The sequence below is a fragment of the Glaciimonas soli genome (genome assembly GCF_009497155.1).
In the GTDB taxonomy this organism is placed as follows: domain Bacteria; phylum Pseudomonadota; class Gammaproteobacteria; order Burkholderiales; family Burkholderiaceae_D; genus Glaciimonas; species Glaciimonas soli.
Window position 1 is genome coordinate 92410 of sequence record NZ_WINI01000008.1, and the last position, 18789, is coordinate 111198.

General features: G+C 49.5%; 14 protein-coding genes. 5 read left to right on the forward strand and 9 right to left on the reverse strand.

What is annotated here, in order from left to right; genetic code table 11:
- Positions 1-77 precede the first annotated feature (77 nt).
- The 8 genes from GEV47_RS15835 to GEV47_RS15870 all read right to left on the reverse strand — a co-directional run bounded on the left by GEV47_RS15835 (position 78) and on the right by GEV47_RS15870 (position 8601).
- Positions 78-1082: an ABC transporter ATP-binding protein gene (locus GEV47_RS15835; protein WP_228124751.1), complete on the reverse strand. Its 1005-nt coding sequence runs from the start codon at positions 1080-1082 to the stop codon at positions 78-80.
- Positions 1079-2062 (reverse strand): ABC transporter ATP-binding protein, encoded by a 984-nt coding sequence (locus GEV47_RS15840; RefSeq protein WP_153235759.1) that lies wholly within the window; start codon positions 2060-2062, stop codon positions 1079-1081. Before GEV47_RS15840 ends, GEV47_RS15835 begins: the two co-directional genes overlap by 4 nt.
- Positions 2063-2215: 153 nt before the next feature.
- On the reverse strand, positions 2216-3136 hold the full coding sequence (locus GEV47_RS15845; RefSeq protein ID WP_153235760.1) for a dihydrodipicolinate synthase family protein: 921 nt from the start codon (positions 3134-3136) through the stop codon (positions 2216-2218).
- Between the two features lie 5 nt (positions 3137-3141).
- Positions 3142-3999 (reverse strand): ABC transporter permease, encoded by an 858-nt coding sequence (locus tag GEV47_RS15850; protein ID WP_153235761.1) that lies wholly within the window; start codon positions 3997-3999, stop codon positions 3142-3144.
- An 81-nt stretch (positions 4000-4080) separates the two neighbouring features.
- Complete coding sequence (locus tag GEV47_RS15855; protein ID WP_153235762.1) at positions 4081-5034, reverse strand: ABC transporter permease; 954 nt, start codon at positions 5032-5034, stop codon at positions 4081-4083.
- 72 nt (positions 5035-5106) lie between these two features.
- Positions 5107-6666 carry an ABC transporter substrate-binding protein gene (locus GEV47_RS15860; protein ID WP_153235763.1) on the reverse strand — a complete coding sequence of 520 codons (1560 nt, stop codon included), beginning with the start codon at positions 6664-6666 and terminating at the stop codon, positions 5107-5109.
- A 122-nt stretch (positions 6667-6788) separates the two neighbouring features.
- On the reverse strand, positions 6789-7469 hold the full coding sequence (locus GEV47_RS15865) for a FadR/GntR family transcriptional regulator (protein WP_194270684.1): 681 nt from the start codon (positions 7467-7469) through the stop codon (positions 6789-6791).
- Entirely contained in the window at positions 7459-8601 is a 1143-nt protein-coding gene (locus GEV47_RS15870; protein ID WP_153235765.1) for a YjhT family mutarotase, read from the reverse strand. The genes GEV47_RS15865 and GEV47_RS15870 overlap by 11 nt, the downstream gene beginning before the upstream one ends.
- A gap of 679 nt (positions 8602-9280) precedes the next feature.
- Between GEV47_RS15870 and GEV47_RS15875 the strand changes: the two genes are divergently transcribed.
- From GEV47_RS15875 to GEV47_RS15890, 4 genes are all read left to right on the forward strand, one after another.
- On the forward strand, positions 9281-10339 hold the full coding sequence (locus GEV47_RS15875; protein ID WP_194270685.1) for a porin: 1059 nt from the start codon (positions 9281-9283) through the stop codon (positions 10337-10339).
- Positions 10340-10467: 128 nt separating this feature from the next.
- Positions 10468-11634 carry an N-acetylneuraminate epimerase gene (locus tag GEV47_RS15880; RefSeq protein WP_228124752.1) on the forward strand — a complete coding sequence of 389 codons (1167 nt, stop codon included), beginning with the start codon at positions 10468-10470 and terminating at the stop codon, positions 11632-11634.
- Positions 11635-12014: 380 nt separating this feature from the next.
- Positions 12015-13154: a sialidase family protein gene (locus GEV47_RS15885; protein ID WP_153235767.1), complete on the forward strand. Its 1140-nt coding sequence runs from the start codon at positions 12015-12017 to the stop codon at positions 13152-13154.
- A gap of 533 nt (positions 13155-13687) precedes the next feature.
- Complete coding sequence (locus tag GEV47_RS15890; RefSeq protein ID WP_153235768.1) at positions 13688-15631, forward strand: M66 family metalloprotease; 1944 nt, start codon at positions 13688-13690, stop codon at positions 15629-15631.
- A 71-nt stretch (positions 15632-15702) separates the two neighbouring features.
- Here the strand turns inward: GEV47_RS15890 and GEV47_RS15895 are convergent, their stop codons facing one another.
- Positions 15703-16392, reverse strand: coding sequence for a DnaJ domain-containing protein (locus GEV47_RS15895; protein ID WP_153235769.1), 690 nt, complete (start codon positions 16390-16392; stop codon positions 15703-15705).
- A 385-nt stretch (positions 16393-16777) separates the two neighbouring features.
- Between GEV47_RS15895 and GEV47_RS15900 the strand changes: the two genes are divergently transcribed.
- Complete coding sequence (locus GEV47_RS15900; protein ID WP_228124753.1) at positions 16778-18559, forward strand: alkaline phosphatase family protein; 1782 nt, start codon at positions 16778-16780, stop codon at positions 18557-18559.
- Positions 18560-18789: the final 230 nt, after the last annotated feature.

Consider the following 18789-nt stretch of genomic DNA (forward strand, 5'->3'; position numbering starts at 1 on the left):
ATAAATACTAAAGTAGGCAGTAAGGCTGAAAATGATCGGCATGACTATCAAGCCGATCATTAAAGATTAGTCAGTGTTTAAACGACAGCTTGTGCTTCGTGCAGCAGGCAAGCGACATTGTGCTGCGGGCCAAGCGGATACAAACGCGGAATTACTTCGCTGCATCTGGCAACAGCGCGTGGACAACGTGTGTGGAATACGCAACCGCCAGGCGGATTCAATGGACTTGGAATCTCGCCATGCAAAGGTTCTTCGTCAGAAAAACCCCGATCAGGATCAGCAATCGGCGAGCTTTGCCACAGCGCCTGCGTGTAAGGATGCTTACCGCCTTGGGCAATAACGTCGCGCGGCGCATATTCCATCAAACGCCCCAGATACAGCACCAGCACCCGATCACACATCGTTTGCACCATAGGCAAATCGTGCGAGATAAAAATAATAGATAAGTTGAATTCTTTTTGGAGATCCAGCAGCAGATTGATAATCTGCGCCTTCACCGAAGCATCCAACGCAGCTACAGCCTCGTCGGCAATGATTACCTTGGGTTTTAGTGCCAATGCACGAGCAATCACGACGCGTTGTTTTTGTCCGCCCGACAATTCATGCGGGTAACGATGCAACACGCTGGCTGGCAAACCGACGACATTTAACAGCCGTAAAATTTCCTGATGCTGATCTTGCTTGCTTCCCCGTTTATGCAGGATAAAGGGCTCGCGTAAACTTTGTTCTATCGTCAGACGGCTATTCAGGCTGGCATTCGGGTCCTGAAACACCATTTGCAGATCGCAACGCAATTGCTTGAGATCATTGCCGCGATAGTCGCTCAGTAATTTCCCTTGATATCTGATGGCACCGCTGGTGGGTTTCAACAGACTCATGCCTAATTTGCCCAGGGTCGATTTACCACTGCCGGATTCACCAACGATGCCAAGAATTTCACCCGGTTGCAGTGCGAAGGAAACATCCTGCACAGCATGCAACGAGCGCGTTTTCCCAAACATGCCTGATTTGGTATCAAATTTGATACCCACATTTTCAAAAGACAGAATACTTTCCGCCGTTTGCTGAAGACTCAGGCTCATGATTGATCCCCGAAATGACAACGGACCAGTTGCGTGCCTATGCTCAACAGAGGTGGAGTCGTTGTTTTGCAAATGTCGCTCGCCTGATTGCAGCGGTTCGCAAACCGGCAGCCAACCAGCTCGCCAATTACCGGTTCCACCTGTCCCGGAATACCGTACAGACGGCCACTCACCTGAGGATTCGGAATCGATGCCAGCAATCCTTTGGTATACGGATGACGCGGATGCTTGAACAAGGTACGCGTATCTGCCTGTTCCACCATCTGACCGCCGTACATAACCGCAACGCGATCGGCAATCTGGGCAACCACACCCATATCATGCGTAATGAACAAAACGCCCATACCGGATTCGCGCTGTAACTTGCGGATCAAACGCAATATCTGCGCCTGGATAGTGACGTCCAGTGCGGTGGTCGGTTCGTCGGCAATCAGTACCGATGGATTGCAAGCCAGCGCAATCGCAATCATCACGCGCTGACGCATGCCACCGGAAATTTGATGCGGATACTGTTGGGCACGCACTTCCGGATCAGAGATCCCGACCAGCGCCAGCAGCGACAGCGCCCGCTCTTCCGCCTGTCCCTTTGAACAAAGACCATGGACCACCATGGCTTCAGCAATCTGACTGCCGATCCGATGCAACGGATTCAGTGATGTCATCGGCTCCTGAAATATCATTGCCAGTCGATTTCCACGCACACTTTGCATTTCGTCGATAGGCAGCGACAACAGATCTACCGGACTATCTTTCTCATCCTTGAGCCAGACATTTCCGGCGATGTTGACCTGCCCACCCAGCAAACGCATCAAAGAAAATGACGTAACGGACTTGCCGCATCCGGACTCGCCGACGATTGCCAGCGTTTCACCGCGCCGCAGTTGAAAATTCAGGTCATTAACCGCCTTCACCACACCGCCTGGTGTTTGAAAGGTAGTCGTCAGTCCTTTTACATCAAGGATTACATCGGAACCAAGCATCTGTCTCACCTATACCTAATACCGTCCAGTTAGCGTGTATGTGCAACTCTCGGCGCTGCATCGCAAAAGCTGAAGCCGCGTCTTTACGGGCGACTCAGCATGATTTTTCTTCTTAACTGGACGAAGCTTACTTATACGCTGCTTCTACTGTGCTTATAGCAGGCCTGTGCTTGTCAGTATCGAACGGATTTTCTCAACCGCAGCATCAGGCAACACCTTATTCGGGCGGCTCATGTGACGGTTTTCAATCAAGCCCATCAAATACATCGCTGTTTTAAATCCACCTACGCCGGATGCATTCGGGCTGGTGTGTGGAACGCCTTGGAACACGATCTCGAACAGTTCGATCAGACGGAGTTGTTCGGCGCGCGCCGCGTTCCAGTCACCTGCCTTGGCCGCGTTATACAAGCGCACATAGCCGGCTGGATCGACGTTACCTAAACCAGGCACGTTGCCATGCGCTCCGCCCAACATCGCGTAATCAACCAACGTTTCCGAACCAGTCAAAATTGCGAAATCCGGATGCGCTGCGAAATCACGCATCAACATCCGCATATTACCTTCATCGCCACTGCTGTCTTTCAACGCGCAGATGATCTTGCGATCGTACAATTCGCGGACCGTTTCACGCGCCAACTTCAACTGCACACAAACCGGAATGTCGTATGCAACGATAGGCAGATCAACCGCATCTTTAATGTAAGAGAAGTGATCGATAGTTTCAGCCTGGCTGGTGCGAGTATAGAACTGTGATGTCACCACCAAGCCATCGACGCCCATCTCTTTGGCTTGACGTGCGTAAGCGATAGTGCGATCTGTAGTCGGGTCGATAACGCCGGCCACCAGCGGCACACGGCCACCAGCTTCTTGAACGGCGACTTCCATCACGTCGGCGCGTTGCTGCGCGTTCAGGAAAACCACTTCACTGGTAGAGCCCAGCAAAAACAGACCATGCACGCCGCCATCCAACAGATGCTTGATGACCCGGCGCAAGCTAGGTTTATCAACTTTGTAATCATGCGTCAGTGGTGTGACGACTGGCGGGACAATACCGTGTAAATTCAACGTAGACATCGTGTTCATTCCTTAATAGTTTTAGGGTCAAAAGCTTGGCGTAACCCATCGCCAATAAAATTTGCAGAAAGTGCGGTAATCACAATCAGTACCCCTGACGGTAACCAGATCCAGGGGTATTGCTGAAGAATGGAAGCTTCACGAGCAATACTTAACAGGCTGCCCCAACTTGCATCGGGAAGCTGCACGCCAAGACCGAGAAAGCTCAAGCCGGCCTCAGCCATAATTGCGCTGACAAACCCAAGGGACGAAAACACCACCAATACATCCGTCGTATTTGGCAGGCAGTGTTTGAACAAAATATAAGCGTGTCCGGCACCCAGAGTTTTTGCTGCAGCGACAAATTCCATTTCACGCACACTCAATATGCGTGCCCGTACCAGGCGACATACCAGAGGCCAGGAGAGCAAGCCGATGATCAGGACTGTCTTGCCTGTGCCAGGCCCAATCACCGCGGACAGCGTCATCAATACAATAATGGCGGGAAAAGTCATCACCACATCGACAAAGCGCATGATCAAGTTATCCAGCCATCCTCCGAAATAACCCGCCACGCCGCCCAACACCGTACCGATCAGCAGCGCCAGCGCCACACTGCATGCGCCGACCAGTATCGATATCTGACCTGCCGCCATAGTGCGGGCCAACATATCTCTTCCGGTCTGGTCGGTCCCCAGCCAGTGTGTCTGGGAAGGCGCCTGCAGTGCTGAGCTCAAGTCGATCGCATTTGGATCAAACTTAAATAGCCAGCTAGAAAAAAGGCAGACCAGGGTGACCAGCAAAAAAGTGCATAGGCCATACATTGCGATCTTGTTGGCCTTGAATTTCTGCCATTTTCCAGCTCTGGATTTTTGACTACTCATAACATCACTCTTGAATAAATACCTTAAAGGACAATTCAGACAAAGCCGCACCTCATCCGACGCACGCATACGCACCGCTCATTATTTGAGCGTTATTCTCGGATCAATCCACGAATAGATAATGTCGGTCAGCACATTGATGGCAAGGATTGCCAGCGCCATAAACAATGCAATCCCCATGATCAATGGATAATCCCGACTTTCGATCCCGTCCAGAAAGAGCATGCCCATGCCTGGCCAGGAAAATACGACCTCGACGAAAACCGCGCCGCCAATCAATGCACCAAAATTTGCGCCGATCACGGTAACGATTGGTATCAATGTATTCGGAAAGGCGTGACGAGCGATGACTTGATTGGCCGACAATCCCTTCGCCGTGGCTGTTCGCACATAGTCTTGGGTCATTACTTCAAGCAAGCCGGATCGTGTGTAGCGCATCAGGATGGCAACGAATTGCACGGCTAACACTGAAGATGGCAGTACCAGGTGGCGCAGAATGTCGGTCCATCCACCGTCACCGGGTATGGAGTAACCGCCAGCCGGAAACCAGCCTAATTTCAAGGAAAAAATATACATCCCGATAATACCAACCAGGAACGCAGGACAACTGATGGCCAGATAGGCGAAGACCGATAATATGTGGTCTACTTTTCTGTTGTAATTTCTGGCAGATATAATCCCCAGCAATATGCCTAACATCGAACCTAATGTCAGTCCGGTACAAGTCAGCATGAGCGTTGCGGGGATGCGGCTGGCAATCGCCTCACTTACTTTTTGTCCGTCTTTATAGCGATAGCCTAAATCCCCGTGTGCGACTTGCTTCACCCACAAAAGGAAACGAATCGGCATCGGCTGATCAAGGCCAAGGTCATGTCGCAAGACATCCTTTTGAACGTCGCTCATCGGCTGCGATGGCGGCACAAAAGCATCGACGGGATCTCCAGGTGCCATATTAATCATGACAAAAATGGCGATCAATATGGCAATCAGAGTCGGAATATTAACCAAAAAACGATTTAATAAATATTTCAGCATGCGTTATCCCACCGCACCACTAAGGGTGCGAATTTCATTCGAAATTAATGATTATTTTTTACTGCGGAATGCTTACTGCATATTCCAGTTCTCAGGGAAATCCTGATATCGCCCACCGCTTGGCGCAGGTGTCCAAATGACATTCTGTGCATTCTTCGCAACGCCGCCGAAGCGATTGGTTCCCCACAATGGAATCCAAGGCAATTTGGCATTGGTCATACGACAAACGTTTTTATAAATTTCGGTGCGCTTGGCTTCATCGGCTTCTTGCTGACCGGCTTTGAATAAAGCATCCAGCTCAGGTAAATTCACCCGCATCCGGTTAACGCCCTTAGGCGGGATATAGGCTGAATCCATCAGAGGTGCCAGCACACTCGGATCCGGTCCATTGCCACCGCCCGCAAAGACCATGGTGAAATTCCCCGCATCGACTATTTTCGAAAATGTCGGGCCGTCAACGAAGCGCGGCTTAATCGTGATGCCAATTTCACCCAGCATGGCTTGTAAGGAAGACACGACATCCTTGGTCACCTGATCGCCGTAATATGTCAGCAATTCGATGGGTGCGCCACGGTTGAGTTTATCCCAATCGGTAGCTGCCAACAGCTGCTTGGCTTTCTTCACATTCGTGCCATATTGATTCAGATCAGCTGGAACATACTTAGGCAATGACAACACGCAATTGCTCACCGCTGCCTGTGAGTTATAGATATATTTGACGATAGCCGCCCGATCAATTGCCATTAAAATGGCCTGACGAACGCGTATATCCTTAAAGCGCGGATCGTTATTATTCACACCGATGTAATTCAGCACATTCGATGGCCCAGAGATCACGTTGTATACCGTATTTTTCTGACTTTCCTTGACTTGATCCAACGTCAGATAAGTGTGCTGAATTTCTCCCGCCTGCAACGCAATCGACGCCGAACTGCCGTCTTTGAAATAGCGATTAATCAGTTTGTCCAGTTTCGGCCGACCACGATAAAAATTATTATTGGCATCAAGCTCAACATATTGATCGGGCAGATATTTAACCCATTTGAACGGACCAGTTCCGACCGGTTGCTTCCACCAATCAGAATTGCGCAACTCCTTCGCAGGAATCTTTCCTAGCAAGTGCTCTGGCACCATCATGATGCTGGTAAACGCATCTGGCAACGACGCATCCATCGAGCTCAAGGTCAACATCACGGTCGTATCATTTGGCGTTTGAATATCAGTCACGTTGTTCAATCGGGAAGCGAAACTACTCGCCGAGTCCGGATTTCTGACCAAATTCAATGTGAATTTAACGTCCTTCGAAGTAAACGGCGCGCCATCGTGCCACTTCACTCCCTTGCGCAAATGGATGGTCAGGCTTTTACCATCTGGAGCAAAAGCCCAACTATCTGCTAAATCGCCGCTAAGATTTTGCAGGCCGACATCGTATAGCGTTAGCGTACTAAAATATTTATTGTAAAAACTGAATCCCGCACTGGCAGTTAAAGGATTAAATTTTTGCGCATTACCACTTGGACCTACATCAAAAGCGCCAACAAATGTCTTCTCCACCGCCATGGTTGGCGCGCTTGTAGCCATTAAAGCTAACAAGGCGACCAGAGGCAGAAGTTTTTTATGGAATTTCAACATGCAAATACTCCGGAACTCATCAATCAGATTATTTTCAAGAAATCCAGTAACTTTTTTTAGTTATGAACTGGTGCAGCAACCAACGAAATCACACATTACTAATTATTATTGAACGCTACTGCTTACTCTTCTGGATAGGTATCGACGATTGCCTGAAAATGTTCACGATGTGCCGATAACACACCAAACACATCTTTTTTCTCAAGCATATTTACCACCCGCAAATGATCTTTTGCGGTTTCTTCCAGGGCCCAATGATCGACCGACTCAGAAGACTGATTCATCTCATTGAAAACATTCCAGAACAATTCAATCAACGACAACAGAAAATCGTTTTTCAGGCAGCTATACATCTCCACATGAAACTCCCGGTCTTCCTCAGAGAAAGTCTGCTTGTCCAGGGCCTTGTTTAGCATGCGCTCCGCCAGCACTCTCAGGCGCTGGATACTTTCTTCGGTAATATGTTCAACTACTGAAGGGATTGCGCCAAGCTCCAGATATTTACGAACGTGCAAGAGCTTTTTCACATTTTCGTCGCCGGCATTCATCGAATAGGGCAAATTCTCCACTATCGAATCAAACGTAAATTCTTTAACGAAAATACCTTCACCGTGGCGCGACTCAACGATCCCTAACGACTCCAGAGATTTAACTGCTTCACGCAACGAAGGACGACTGACACCTAAATTTTTGGCCAGCAATGCCTCTGGCGGCAAACCGTCACCAAACTTCAGGTTATTTTCTTTAATGTATTTTTTTATTTCTATTTGAACCTGGCGGTACGCGGGAATCTTAGTTGACACTTGAATTTCTCCGATAAAGGGCTGAGTTCTGGGAAAATGCGGTGGCGCTATTGTGAGGCAAGAGCGTCGATTCCGTACAAGGAATGCCATCCTGCATATCCCCACCTACTAATAACAAGCCATCCTCAACTTGAAAGGACAGTCCGTTTGCCCGTGCAACAGGCAATTTTCCGGCCATTATCCAGACATCATCACGAAAAACATAGAGCTCATCTCGCCAGGTTTTGCTCAAACCTTGATGCGCGTAATATTCCAGCGCGTCATAACGCTGCTGCGCACCGGGGAAATTTGTCCCGCCGGCCAGTACCAAATCGTCACCCAAACGACCTGCAAACCCGCCCGCAACACCTTCTTGCGGTGCAATACCATCTGCTGACGGCAGATTTTTCTCGGCTATCCATTCCAGGCCACCATTGCTGATTAAAGCGCGCTTGACTGTGCCCGATCGCAGACCCGGCTTGACTTCACCGCTTAATAAGTAGATTTGACCTTGATGTGATATCACGGCACTACCGCAATTGGGCTGATGCGGTACGCGGCCCAGATTTTGCCACTCCAGAGTGGTCACATCAAACTGCCAGACATCGGCATTCCATTCATACTCACTCGCCTGTTTGCTCATGAATTCACGCAAAGCAAGTCCTTGCTGCGATGCATCCAATGGCTCAAATTTGGCAAAAAATCCGTCAAATTGCGCCTTGTTGTAACCACCAAAAACCAATACGTGCACACCGTCCGCACTAATCGCAGATGCCCCTAGCATCCCTACAGGCAAGCGAGTTGGCAATTTAGCCCAGCTATCTGAAAGCGGGTCGTAGCAATGAACAAAGTCGAATTGCGCCAGACTGCTTTGCGGATTAACACGCCCAGCACCACCAAAAACATAAATTTTTCCACTCACCACTGCTGATGCCGCGCCATTCGGCGCCTCGGCAGGGAAGTCCGCCAGACGTTGCCATGATTTCTGTTCGGCCTGAGTATCGAGTGCATACCATGCACGCCCCGCCGTACCCAAGCCAACGTACAAGACGCCGTCAACCCGAGCGCCTACCGCCTCTTTTAATGCCACAGGAAATGCCGGCCATATGGCGTCATTCTTCATATCTAATTCACATACCATTTGCGAGCTCATCGTCCTTCCTTACTCCCATCTCCATGCACACATCACTATGGAGATCTTGATTTAGGCACCTTGAAATCAAGTATTGCACCAAATTAGTCAGATGTCAAACATCTTACCTGTTACTTTGAAAAAATCATTTCACCATGCAAAGTAACTCAATTACAGATGAGTCAATAAGGCATCTGGCGTAGACACCTGAACTACACACATCCGCTAAAACCGCAACAAATTCAGCAACACTCCCCACAAAATCAGTAATTCCCACACTACTTTGGTGTTTTGCCAATGCTACAAATTGGTATCAATTTATTGTTTTTCGGCAATTTTACAAAAAAATACTTGCATTTGCTTTTTTTGGAATGCTAACATCGCTCACGATATCAGATGTCATATATCTACATTAAAATTACAATCACGGAGAAACTGCGAACAACATTTACGACCAAGGTTCACAGCAATAAATTGCCAAACTTGCAATGCAGTTTGTCTGATGGCATTATTTCCCGCCATCAATTCAGCGATCGCTTCACTCGGATTGCAAATCGGTTTTTCGACAGGGAATCGAACCATCCGAATAGGCTGATCAAGGCTTTAAATAGACAAACAGAGGCAACTTGGTTACTGGAAGCGTTAATTAAAACGAGACATGGCGCTTCCTCTTTTCCAACTTTTTAAAAAGTTACACACCATGAATAAAATTATTAAAATATCCATTCTATTGGCGTTTGCGTCGGTGACGGGAGTAGCCGCAGCACAATCCTCGGTAACGATTTATGGACGGGCAGATGCTGCTTTGGGACGAGAAGTCGATTCCAACATATTTCGCGAGGGACAGGGAGAAGGCAGTCTATTTGGTATCAAAGGTACCGAAGATCTGGGTAACAGCTTAAAAACATTTTTTGACTTTCAGGCCAGCATTACGCTGAACAACGGGGTCCAAACCGGCGGCGTTGGTGTCAACGGTCCGGCAGGTTTATTTGACTCAAAATCCATAGTCGGTATCGGCAACCAGTATGGCTACATAGACGCCGGCCGCAAGCTGACACCAGCCTGGGTCGTCAGCATCATGGCCGATCCGTTCGGCACTTACAGTTACGTCACCCGAAACAATGCTGGCTTGCACGCCAACCATTTGTTCACTTCTGCTCGTATGCAGAATGCGGTAAGTCTTAACTGGACACAAAGCGGATACTTTGCAAGCCTTCAAGCTGGCGATGACACTCGCACAGCAGTTTGGGCGCAATTACCGGTCCTCATCGCCCCTACCGTGAGCCCTATTTTGCTGACAGGCCAACGGCCTTTGAGTATGGCCACCGGCTACAATCAGGGCCCAACCTATCTGGCGATTGGCTACGAAAAATCCCCTTACAACACCAGTTTCGTTGGTGTCACCGGCGTCTATGACTTCGGCGTGGCCAAGGTATCCTTGGGGGTAGAGAGCGGCTGGCACCGCAGAGTTCAGGATGACGTCAAGGATGTTAAAGCCACCAACGGGATATTGGGCCTGACGATACCGATGGGACCGGGACTGATACTGGCATCATACGATGTCCTGAATACCAAAATTCTCAATGCCAACGGCGGCTATGATTCCTACAAGACCTATCCATGGATTTCACGCAAATGGGGCGCAGGTTATCAATATTACCTATCGAAATACAGCTTCCTGTATACCGATGTCGTGTATGACAAAGAAGCACCTTTAGGAAGATTTGGCTACGACCTGGGTATTAGCCACCACTTCTAACATCATCCCTAAGCATTTCAAAAAACTACAGCGCCGATCGGCGCTGTAAAGCACAACGCGGATTTCTACGCCTGACACTCCGCGTGGCGCACAACAAACATCAGAGATGGTTTTATCCAGGAGAAGACATGTTCAAAAATTTATCGTCATACATCATCATCGGCGCCTTCATGGCTTGCGCGGTGAGTACTAATTCGTTTGCAGCACCGACAACGTATCCTGATATCCCGGTTGCAATTAAAAACGGCGCCGGTGTAAAAGTTGGCAACAAGATTTATGCCGGTTTAGGATCGGCAGGAAAAGCATGGTTCTCCATGGATTTATCCGAACCGCAGCCAAAATGGACGCAACTGGCTGATTTCCCCGATGGACCTCGCGATCAGAGCATTGCGGCGGCTGTCGGCGGAAAGATTTATGTATTTGGCGGCGCCGGCGAACTCAAGCATGCTGACAACAGCAAAGATATGGTGCTATATGACGACGTCTATAGCTTCGATCCTGCCCAGAACAAATGGGAAAAAGTATTAAGCCGCAGTCCGTTGGGATTACTTGGCGCTGTCGGTGTATCGCTGGACGGCAATCAAATATTATTTTTTGGCGGCGTCAATAAAGCGATATTCGACGGCTATTTCTCAGACTTGAAATCAGCCGGTACGGACGAAAAACAAAAGGCCATCGTTACCAATAATTATTTCGGCAAACGTCCTCAAGACTATTTATTTTCCACCGACGTATTAAGCTACACGCCATCTGAGAACGCCTGGAAAACCTTAGGCAAAGTTGTCTATCCACCGACAGCCGGACCAGCAATGGCCGTTCGAAACAACGACATCACCTTGGTCAACGGCGAACTGAAACCCGGCCTTCGTTCATATCAGGTACACAGCGTTGCCATCCATGGCGATAAAGTGCAATGGAAAATTGAGCCGGAGTTGATTGCTGCAGCGGGACAACCTCAGCCGGAAGGTCTGGCTGGCGCATTTTCTGGTTACAGCAAAAATGTTCTTCTGGTCGCTGGTGGCGCCAACTTTCCGGGTGCCTGGAATCAGTATCGACAAGGACAGAACTACGCCCACCGTGGTTTGAACAAAACCTGGCATGACGACATTTATGCTCTGGTGAACGGCAAGTGGTGTCTGGCTGGCCATTTACCAGAAAATCTGGGATATGGACTGTCGTTCCAGCTGGATGACGGTGTGTTGCTGGTTGGTGGCGAAAAACAGGGCGGACAAGCTTCGACTTCGGTTTTCGAACTTACTTGGGATGGCAAAAGCGCACACCCTGTCACTAAGTAATAGAGATATCGCTTCCCTCCTCCCATTGTCTGGCATGTCATTGTATTCATGATAATCCGCCATTCAATGGGAGCCAGTCTGACCGATAAATGGCTGGTCGCCAACCGCCCTGAGTCTGCATCCGTGTGATGCACGCGGCCGCCGAATTAAATATTGCCTACGGATTCGCAAGTATTGGCATCACGACCAGCCCATTATTTCATCCCGCTTAAAGCCTGATGAAACTCAATAACGCATGGCCATACCAAGTTGCGCGATCCGAATTTTTGGCAAACTATTTCTGCCCTCTCTATCTGGAACTATGAGATAGCAAGGCCAGTTAATCGCAGTACCCGAAGGTTGTTCCTCGCGTTTTATAACGATATAAATGGAGACACGCAATGAATAAATTTTTGTTGAATTTCGGTTTTGCAGTATCTGCTTTTTTCGGCATGGCAACGGCAAATGCGCAAGCGATTCCCTCACTCACGCTTTTCCCCGCGTCCGATGCTACCTATGCCTGTTATCGCATTCCAGCGATGGTCACGCTGAAAGACGGCACTTTGCTGGCATTTGCAGAAGCGCGAAAAACCAGCTGCTCCGACTACGGCGATGTTGATATCGTGATGCGTGCCAGCAAGGACCATGGTGTAACCTGGAGTGCTCAGAGCATTGTGGTGAACTACGGCACGATGCAAGCGGACAACGCTGTGCCGGTCGTCGATCTGACTGATCCGAATTATCCGAACGGCCGCCTATTCCTGTTCTATAACACCGGCAATGCATCTGAAACGTCGGTACGCGAAGGCAATGGCTTGCGTGAGCAATGGTTCCAAACGTCGACAGATGACGGCGTCACATGGTCGGCTGCAACGAATATCACATCGCAAACCGCGAAGATGGCATCTGCTCCGTACAACAATCCAAATGGCTGGCGCGCACTGGCGATGGGGCCTGGACACGGTTTGCAAACATCGAGCGGCAGGATTTTTGTCGCCGGAAATTATAGTGTTGGTGCGCCCCAAAGTAACTACACCGATTACAGTGCTTACGGTTTTTATTCCGATGACCACGGTGTCAGCTTCACCATCGCCAATATGGTTCCGCCCTACCCTGGCACAAATGAATCTACCGCTGCTGAGCTAAGCGATGGCAGAGTGATGATCAACAGCCGCGATCAAACTGGTGTCAGTAAAGCCCGTATCGTTTTCACTAGCCCGGATGGCAGTGCCTTCGGTCAAGGTGTTGTCGATCCAACGCTGATTGATCCGGTGTGTGAAGGCAGTCTGCTAAACATCGTCTGGAATGGCAAGCCGTATCTGTTCTTTTCTAATCCTGCCAGCACCACTGCGCGCCAAAATCTGACGATGCGTGCCAGCGACGACAATGGCCAAACCTGGAAATATTCTTTGAAAATTACAGGTAACGCTTCCGCCTACAGCGACTTGAGCCAAATCGACGCCAACACCATGGGAATATTGTATGAACAATCCGGGATACGCTTTATGGCAGTACCAATCTCGCGTGTGGTTACTAATTGAGTTCACGTAAAAAATTCTAGCGATAGAAAAAAGTCGTTCGCAAGAATAAATATTCGCGGCCAACAGCATAATCAATTCAGACATTGTTGGTCGCGACGAATAACATCGATCTATCTGCACAAATGCTTCGCCGGGCACCACGGTGACCATTACTGGCAACGTGCTAAAGAACGTCACTGCAGTGACATTCAGCGTCATCAGTGACACGAAAATCACCACTGCGATTCCAGTCATTCCGGCGGACCAAACAAGCACCCTATCTGAACCTGGCTGCAACGCGATGCAACGTAGAAGCTAGCGGAAACAAGTTCTCAGTTTCGCGGAATACGCACATCTTTTAACGTCCTTCCTATTGCCAGATATAGCTGGCCATACATCTAAAAATTGATGCCTGTTATTTTTTTCGTGCGCAATTTTTAGCGGCGGCCAAGATTTTATTTTCACTACCAACCGATAGCAATTGCGAATCCGGCTGTACTTCCTGCAAATGGCACAGCGATTGCTTTATACACATATTTAATTGGAGATATGCAATGCGCTTCACCCCTCTTTTATCGGGCCGTTATCAATTCGCTGCAGCCACAACACTTTCACTTTTGTTGTCTGCATGCGGAGGTGGTGGCGGCAGCGACGGGGCCAAAAATTCTGGCACAAGCTCGGCACCTAATTCTGGCGCACCGTCTGCGTCAACAACGACACCAGTGACCCCACCGGCCACATCGACAACAACGCCGACGCCAACGCCAACTCCGCCAGTCTCAAGTGGAACGTTTTCGCTCAATAGCATTGAATTGGCGCAAACGCATGTGATACCGCCAACCGGCCGCACGATGAATACTGCCGATGGAAAAAGCCGCACCTTGAATCTGCTTGCAAATCGAGCTGCGTTGTTGATGGTTGAACCGACTACAGCAGGTGGCAACATTCAAGTCCAGGTAGCAAACAGTAATCTCGGCAGCCTCACTCTAAACACTCCCGACAAATTACCGGCAACGGACAATGGCATGCCCAGCTATTCGTCCAGCAAATACAGCGTGCTGTTACCGAAAGAATGGATACAGACTGGGACCATTTTGAAGATCACGCGCGGCGGCGAAATCGCTACCGTGCCATTAACCGTCACGGCTGGTGTCAACCTGAAAGTGCGAACTGTACCGATCTTTTTCTTTGGTGCTACCCGCGCAATGGCAATCGCAAATCATCAGCAATTGGAAATGGCAGGAACGAGCATGGCACTCGACTACGGCCAGCAAATTCCCGCGGCAACGGTGGACGGCCAAAATTTGGGGGATCAGACATTTAGCGATTTCGTTATGCCGCCCACTGGCACGGCGCCTGCGCAAGCATATTCCTCCTTCGCCACACTTGTCAGCGCATCGGCCGCGAACGGTTATGTGCTGATGGGACAAATGCTCGGCGTCCTTCCGGAATTACGCAGCGTGACGGCGAACAACGACGGCAATCTGAATGTTGCTTATTGGGCGCCAATGGTATTGGAAAATCCGCTGACCGGAAAATTGACCGGAATGGGTGGAGGCTTGACCAGCGTCGGTGCTGGAAATGCAGATGGCGATTCCGATAATTATGGCGGTATTTTTGTCCATGAAATGGGACATGGTTACGGGATGTCACACGCAGGCGACATGTATAACAGTGGCACGTTTCCTTATCCGGGCGGCAGTTTATCTGGATCAAGTTGGGGTTATGACGCCATTCGCAATCAATTGCTGTCACCGGTATTGCCAGCCTTGCCATGTAAAAAAACGGGCCGCCAACTAGATCCGTCAGGACGCTGCTACCGGCAAGATCCTATGCAAGGCGGAAACGGCGACCAAACAGCTGGCTACCGCTGGACCATGTTTGCCGATTACAGTATTGCCCTGATGCAGGGATGGATGAACGGTCGCGTCGTTTATAACCCGAATGCAATTAACGGCGCACCTCGCTTTACTAAATGGTCAGCATCCCAGAACGCTTACATCGATGTCAGTTCGACCATGAGTCAGTTGCAACAAGATATGCAAGGTGACCAGCAGGTTGTCACCGTGTTGGGCAACATTTCTAAAACGGATGGCACGATGAATCGTCTGGCAGTAAGCACGGCCGGACAGGGAAACCTGCCGCACACCTTTGATCCAACCACGCAGTCTGACTGGGATCAGATGAAATCGAAATATGCAAACTATTGCCAAAGTATCGGCTGTGACTATACGCTGCGTGCCACGTTTGCCGATGGAAGCACGCAAAATGTATTGCTACCGAAGGGCTATCATCAAAACAACAGCAATACGATCAATCCGAATGCGGTCAATCCGCTTAACAGCGCAAGTTTTGTCCGATTCGCCGTCAACTTCAGCGCCGCCAAAAGCCTGACACGACTGGATGTATATGTGACGGAATTCGGTGCAAAACCTGCCTTTGCCGCGATCAATACGGCCAGCCTGGTCAATCCGATTGTCAGTTGGGTTGCGCATTAATTTCTAAGCGCTAACGAGATCTTCCGATCTGGCGAATGTCAGACCGGAAGATCGCCTCAATACTCCGCTTATCAATACCGTCGAATTGGCGTATTGATCGCTCTTTCCAAAGCCCAGTTTTGATTCTGCGTTCTTGCTTGCGCAGCTTGTTCCTCTCGTTGCTGATCCCATTTTGCTTGTCGGTCAGCTTGCGCTTTATCACGCGCCGCTTGTGCCGCTGCAGCCTGCATTTGGAAATCTATTTGCTGCCCTTCTCTGTGCGCCTGAGCCGCTTCACTTCGTCGTATCGCATCGGCCCGGTTTTGATCCAGGCGAGCTTGTTGTTCCAGCCTTGCCTGCTCCGCATCCGCAAGCTTGGCTGCTTGTTCGGCGTCTACCTTTGCCTTTTCTATTTCAAACGCCATACGCTGGGCTTCCGCTTCTTTGTGCGCCTGTATTTTGCTATAACCAAGACCAGCTACTAACAACAGCGCAATCACTGTGATGATTGCAGCTATTCCCCATGGAAAATCTTTCTTTTCCACGACCTCGTAATTTGTTTGCTCTTTCAGTTTCAACTTGTCGTCATAAGCCTGTCGGCGTGATGAAGACGACAAAATCGCATAGGCCTCTTTAATGGCTCTCGAATGCGCGAGTATCTCTTCAGTAGACTTATTGTCGCCGTCACTTTTGAGCGACTCCATACTAAATTTATATCCCTGCTCAATCTGTGCCGCAGTAGTTTGCCTGCTCACTCCGAGGATATCGTAAAGAGTATTCATGTAAGTTATCTATAGAGTTGCCAAAAAGAATTAAATATTATCATGGAAGCATCACGCAACACGTATCCGATATTCTTGTTGGGCTGTCGTGCGTAATGTACAAAAAATCCGATCCCCACTCCCCTTTATTCCTCCTTAATGCAGCGGCTAACTTCATGTCTTAGCCCAGTAATAAATTTCTCTTAAGATGTTTCCACGTAGAAATATTTGCGTTTATTGCCGATAAATCTGCGGACCATGAAAAAAACGGACGTTTTTATAACTAACGCCCAATGCCAAACAGACTGTTTTCAGCTGTTCATGCAAAGGCAATCAAATAATGGAAAATGTGATGGGCTTACAGAAAAATAATGTGGCGACAAATCTAACGCGACATAGGCATATCTTGAAAAAGGTACTGGGTTGTCTTGCTGGTATCGCACTTATTGCTGCTGCCAGCGTTGCGCATGCGACCAGCAGCGGCAATCTGATCGTCAATGGCGGCGGTGAAACCGGGCTGTGCGCTACGGATTGGAAAGCAGTAAAAACCGTACCGGGCTGGCAGGTATTATTGGGCAGCCCGACACTGGTATGTTATTCGGTGGCGAGCTTCAAGACTCCCTCTTCGCCCGCAGCCGGCAATGCCTTTATCGCTGATGGCCCGTATGGTGACTCAGCATTGATGCAGAACATCAACGTATCCTCCGCTGCCAGCACTATCGATACCGGCTCAGTGACGTATTCATTGTCTGGCTGGTTGGGCGGATACACGGTCTATGCCGGCCAGGCTGTCGTGACCGCAACGTTCCTCGATGCATCTGGCAATATCCTGGGTTCGCCGGGTGAGTTGGGCGGCGTTGGAGCCAGTGCGCGCGGATCGGTGAATGCATTTATCGCCAAATCGACAGCCGGGACAGTCCCAGTCGGCACCCGCTCGATTGCGGTGCAACTGCAATTTATTAATACATCCGGCTCGTATAACGTGGGTTACGCCGATAATCTTTCTCTCACCCTATCGACGCCAGTAACTGCGCCTGCCTTAGTCGCACCAACCTCCACGGTACCGGCATTCGACCATGTGTTTTTTGTGATGATGGAAAACACTGATTACTCGCAAGTGATCGGCGATACCACCGACGCACCGTTTATGAATTCGCTGGCGCAAAGTGGAACCTTGTTGACCAACTATAGCGGCGCGTATCACCCTAGCGACGAAAATTATATGGCGGTTTCGGGCGGCGACACGTTTGTGAATGGCGCAATTTACTTCCCTAATATCAAAGTAACTGCGAACCACATTGGCGACAAACTCGAAGCAATCGGCAAGACTTGGAAAGCCTACGAGCAAGGCATGGGAACGCCTTGCAACACCAAGAATAACAACGACAGTTATTACGAACCGGATGATGCGCCATTCATCAATTACACCAACATCTCCGGCAATCCAACGCGCTGCGCTGCGCATCTGTTCGATACCACGCAATTGACTACCGATTTGCAACTGGCAAGCACTACACCTAACTTTTCGTGGATAGCTGCCGACGATGATTACGATGGCGAAGCGTCGGGTAATGGTTCTGCCACCAGCTTGCAAACACAAGACGGATGGTTGAAACAGACACTGCAACCGATATTCTCTTCACCGGCATGGACCACTCAGCGTTCGCTGCTGATCCTGACTTGGGATGAATCATCGGGCAGCGCCACTAACCATGTGGCCGGTATCGTCCTCGGCTCACAAGGGCTAGTAGGCAGCGGCGCGCTCAGTACGGCAAGCTACAACCATTACAGCTCAGGTCGTACCATCGAAAGCGCGTTGGGAATAACGCCATTAACGCCTAACGATACCTACGCTCAACCGATCAACGATGCCTTCACGCCAAACGCAAAGACAGCGGGCTCATCACTCAGCGCCGCCATGATTAACGTCCAGCAGGGAGAAAACATCGCCTTCAATTACAGCACTACGCTGGCGCAGACTAACTCGTCCAACTGGGTCGGCATTTACGCACCGGGCACCAGCCCCGGCTCCGGTAGCGCCGCCGCCTGGCAATACGTCGCAGCCGAAGGTGGTGTGACTTCGTTCAGCACATCGTCGCTTGCTCCTGGCACTTATACTGCATGGTATCTATACAACGGAGGCTATACGCCGTTGGCTGGACCAGTAACATTTGTGGTTAGCCAGTAAGTTCGTTTTCTTTGTAGCAGGAAAAACACACCTCGATAAATCGCGGTGTGTTTTTTCGCCCGTATAAGGACATAATTTGGAGAAAAAGTGCCTCGTTCACAGTCGTCAATGGATTAGTGCGCATGCAAACTGCACGGTATGTTTTTCTTTTGCAGCATGCAATATAACTATCCCAAAATAAACTTTCATTTTTGTCATGTCCCTCCGTAATTCCTCCCTCATCAATATCC

Bases quoted from the DNA above. Each gene is read 5' to 3' on its own strand.
- GEV47_RS15835 (WP_228124751.1), bottom strand. From the start codon at position 1,082: ATGAGCCTGAGTCTTCAGCAAACGGCGGAAAGTATTCTGTCTTTTGAA.
- GEV47_RS15840 (WP_153235759.1), bottom strand. From the start codon at position 2,062: ATGCTTGGTTCCGATGTAATCCTTGATGTAAAAGGACTGACGACTACC.
- GEV47_RS15845 (WP_153235760.1), bottom strand. From the start codon at position 3,136: ATGTCTACGTTGAATTTACACGGTATTGTCCCGCCAGTCGTCACACCA.
- GEV47_RS15850 (WP_153235761.1), bottom strand. From the start codon at position 3,999: ATGAGTAGTCAAAAATCCAGAGCTGGAAAATGGCAGAAATTCAAGGCC.
- GEV47_RS15855 (WP_153235762.1), bottom strand. From the start codon at position 5,034: ATGCTGAAATATTTATTAAATCGTTTTTTGGTTAATATTCCGACTCTG.
- GEV47_RS15860 (WP_153235763.1), bottom strand. From the start codon at position 6,666: ATGTTGAAATTCCATAAAAAACTTCTGCCTCTGGTCGCCTTGTTAGCT.
- GEV47_RS15870 (WP_153235765.1), bottom strand. From the start codon at position 8,601: ATGAGCTCGCAAATGGTATGTGAATTAGATATGAAGAATGACGCCATA.
- GEV47_RS15875 (WP_194270685.1), top strand. From the start codon at position 9,281: ATGAATAAAATTATTAAAATATCCATTCTATTGGCGTTTGCGTCGGTG.
- GEV47_RS15880 (WP_228124752.1), top strand. From the start codon at position 10,468: ATGTTCAAAAATTTATCGTCATACATCATCATCGGCGCCTTCATGGCT.
- GEV47_RS15885 (WP_153235767.1), top strand. From the start codon at position 12,015: ATGAATAAATTTTTGTTGAATTTCGGTTTTGCAGTATCTGCTTTTTTC.
- GEV47_RS15890 (WP_153235768.1), top strand. From the start codon at position 13,688: ATGCGCTTCACCCCTCTTTTATCGGGCCGTTATCAATTCGCTGCAGCC.
- GEV47_RS15895 (WP_153235769.1), bottom strand. From the start codon at position 16,392: ATGAATACTCTTTACGATATCCTCGGAGTGAGCAGGCAAACTACTGCG.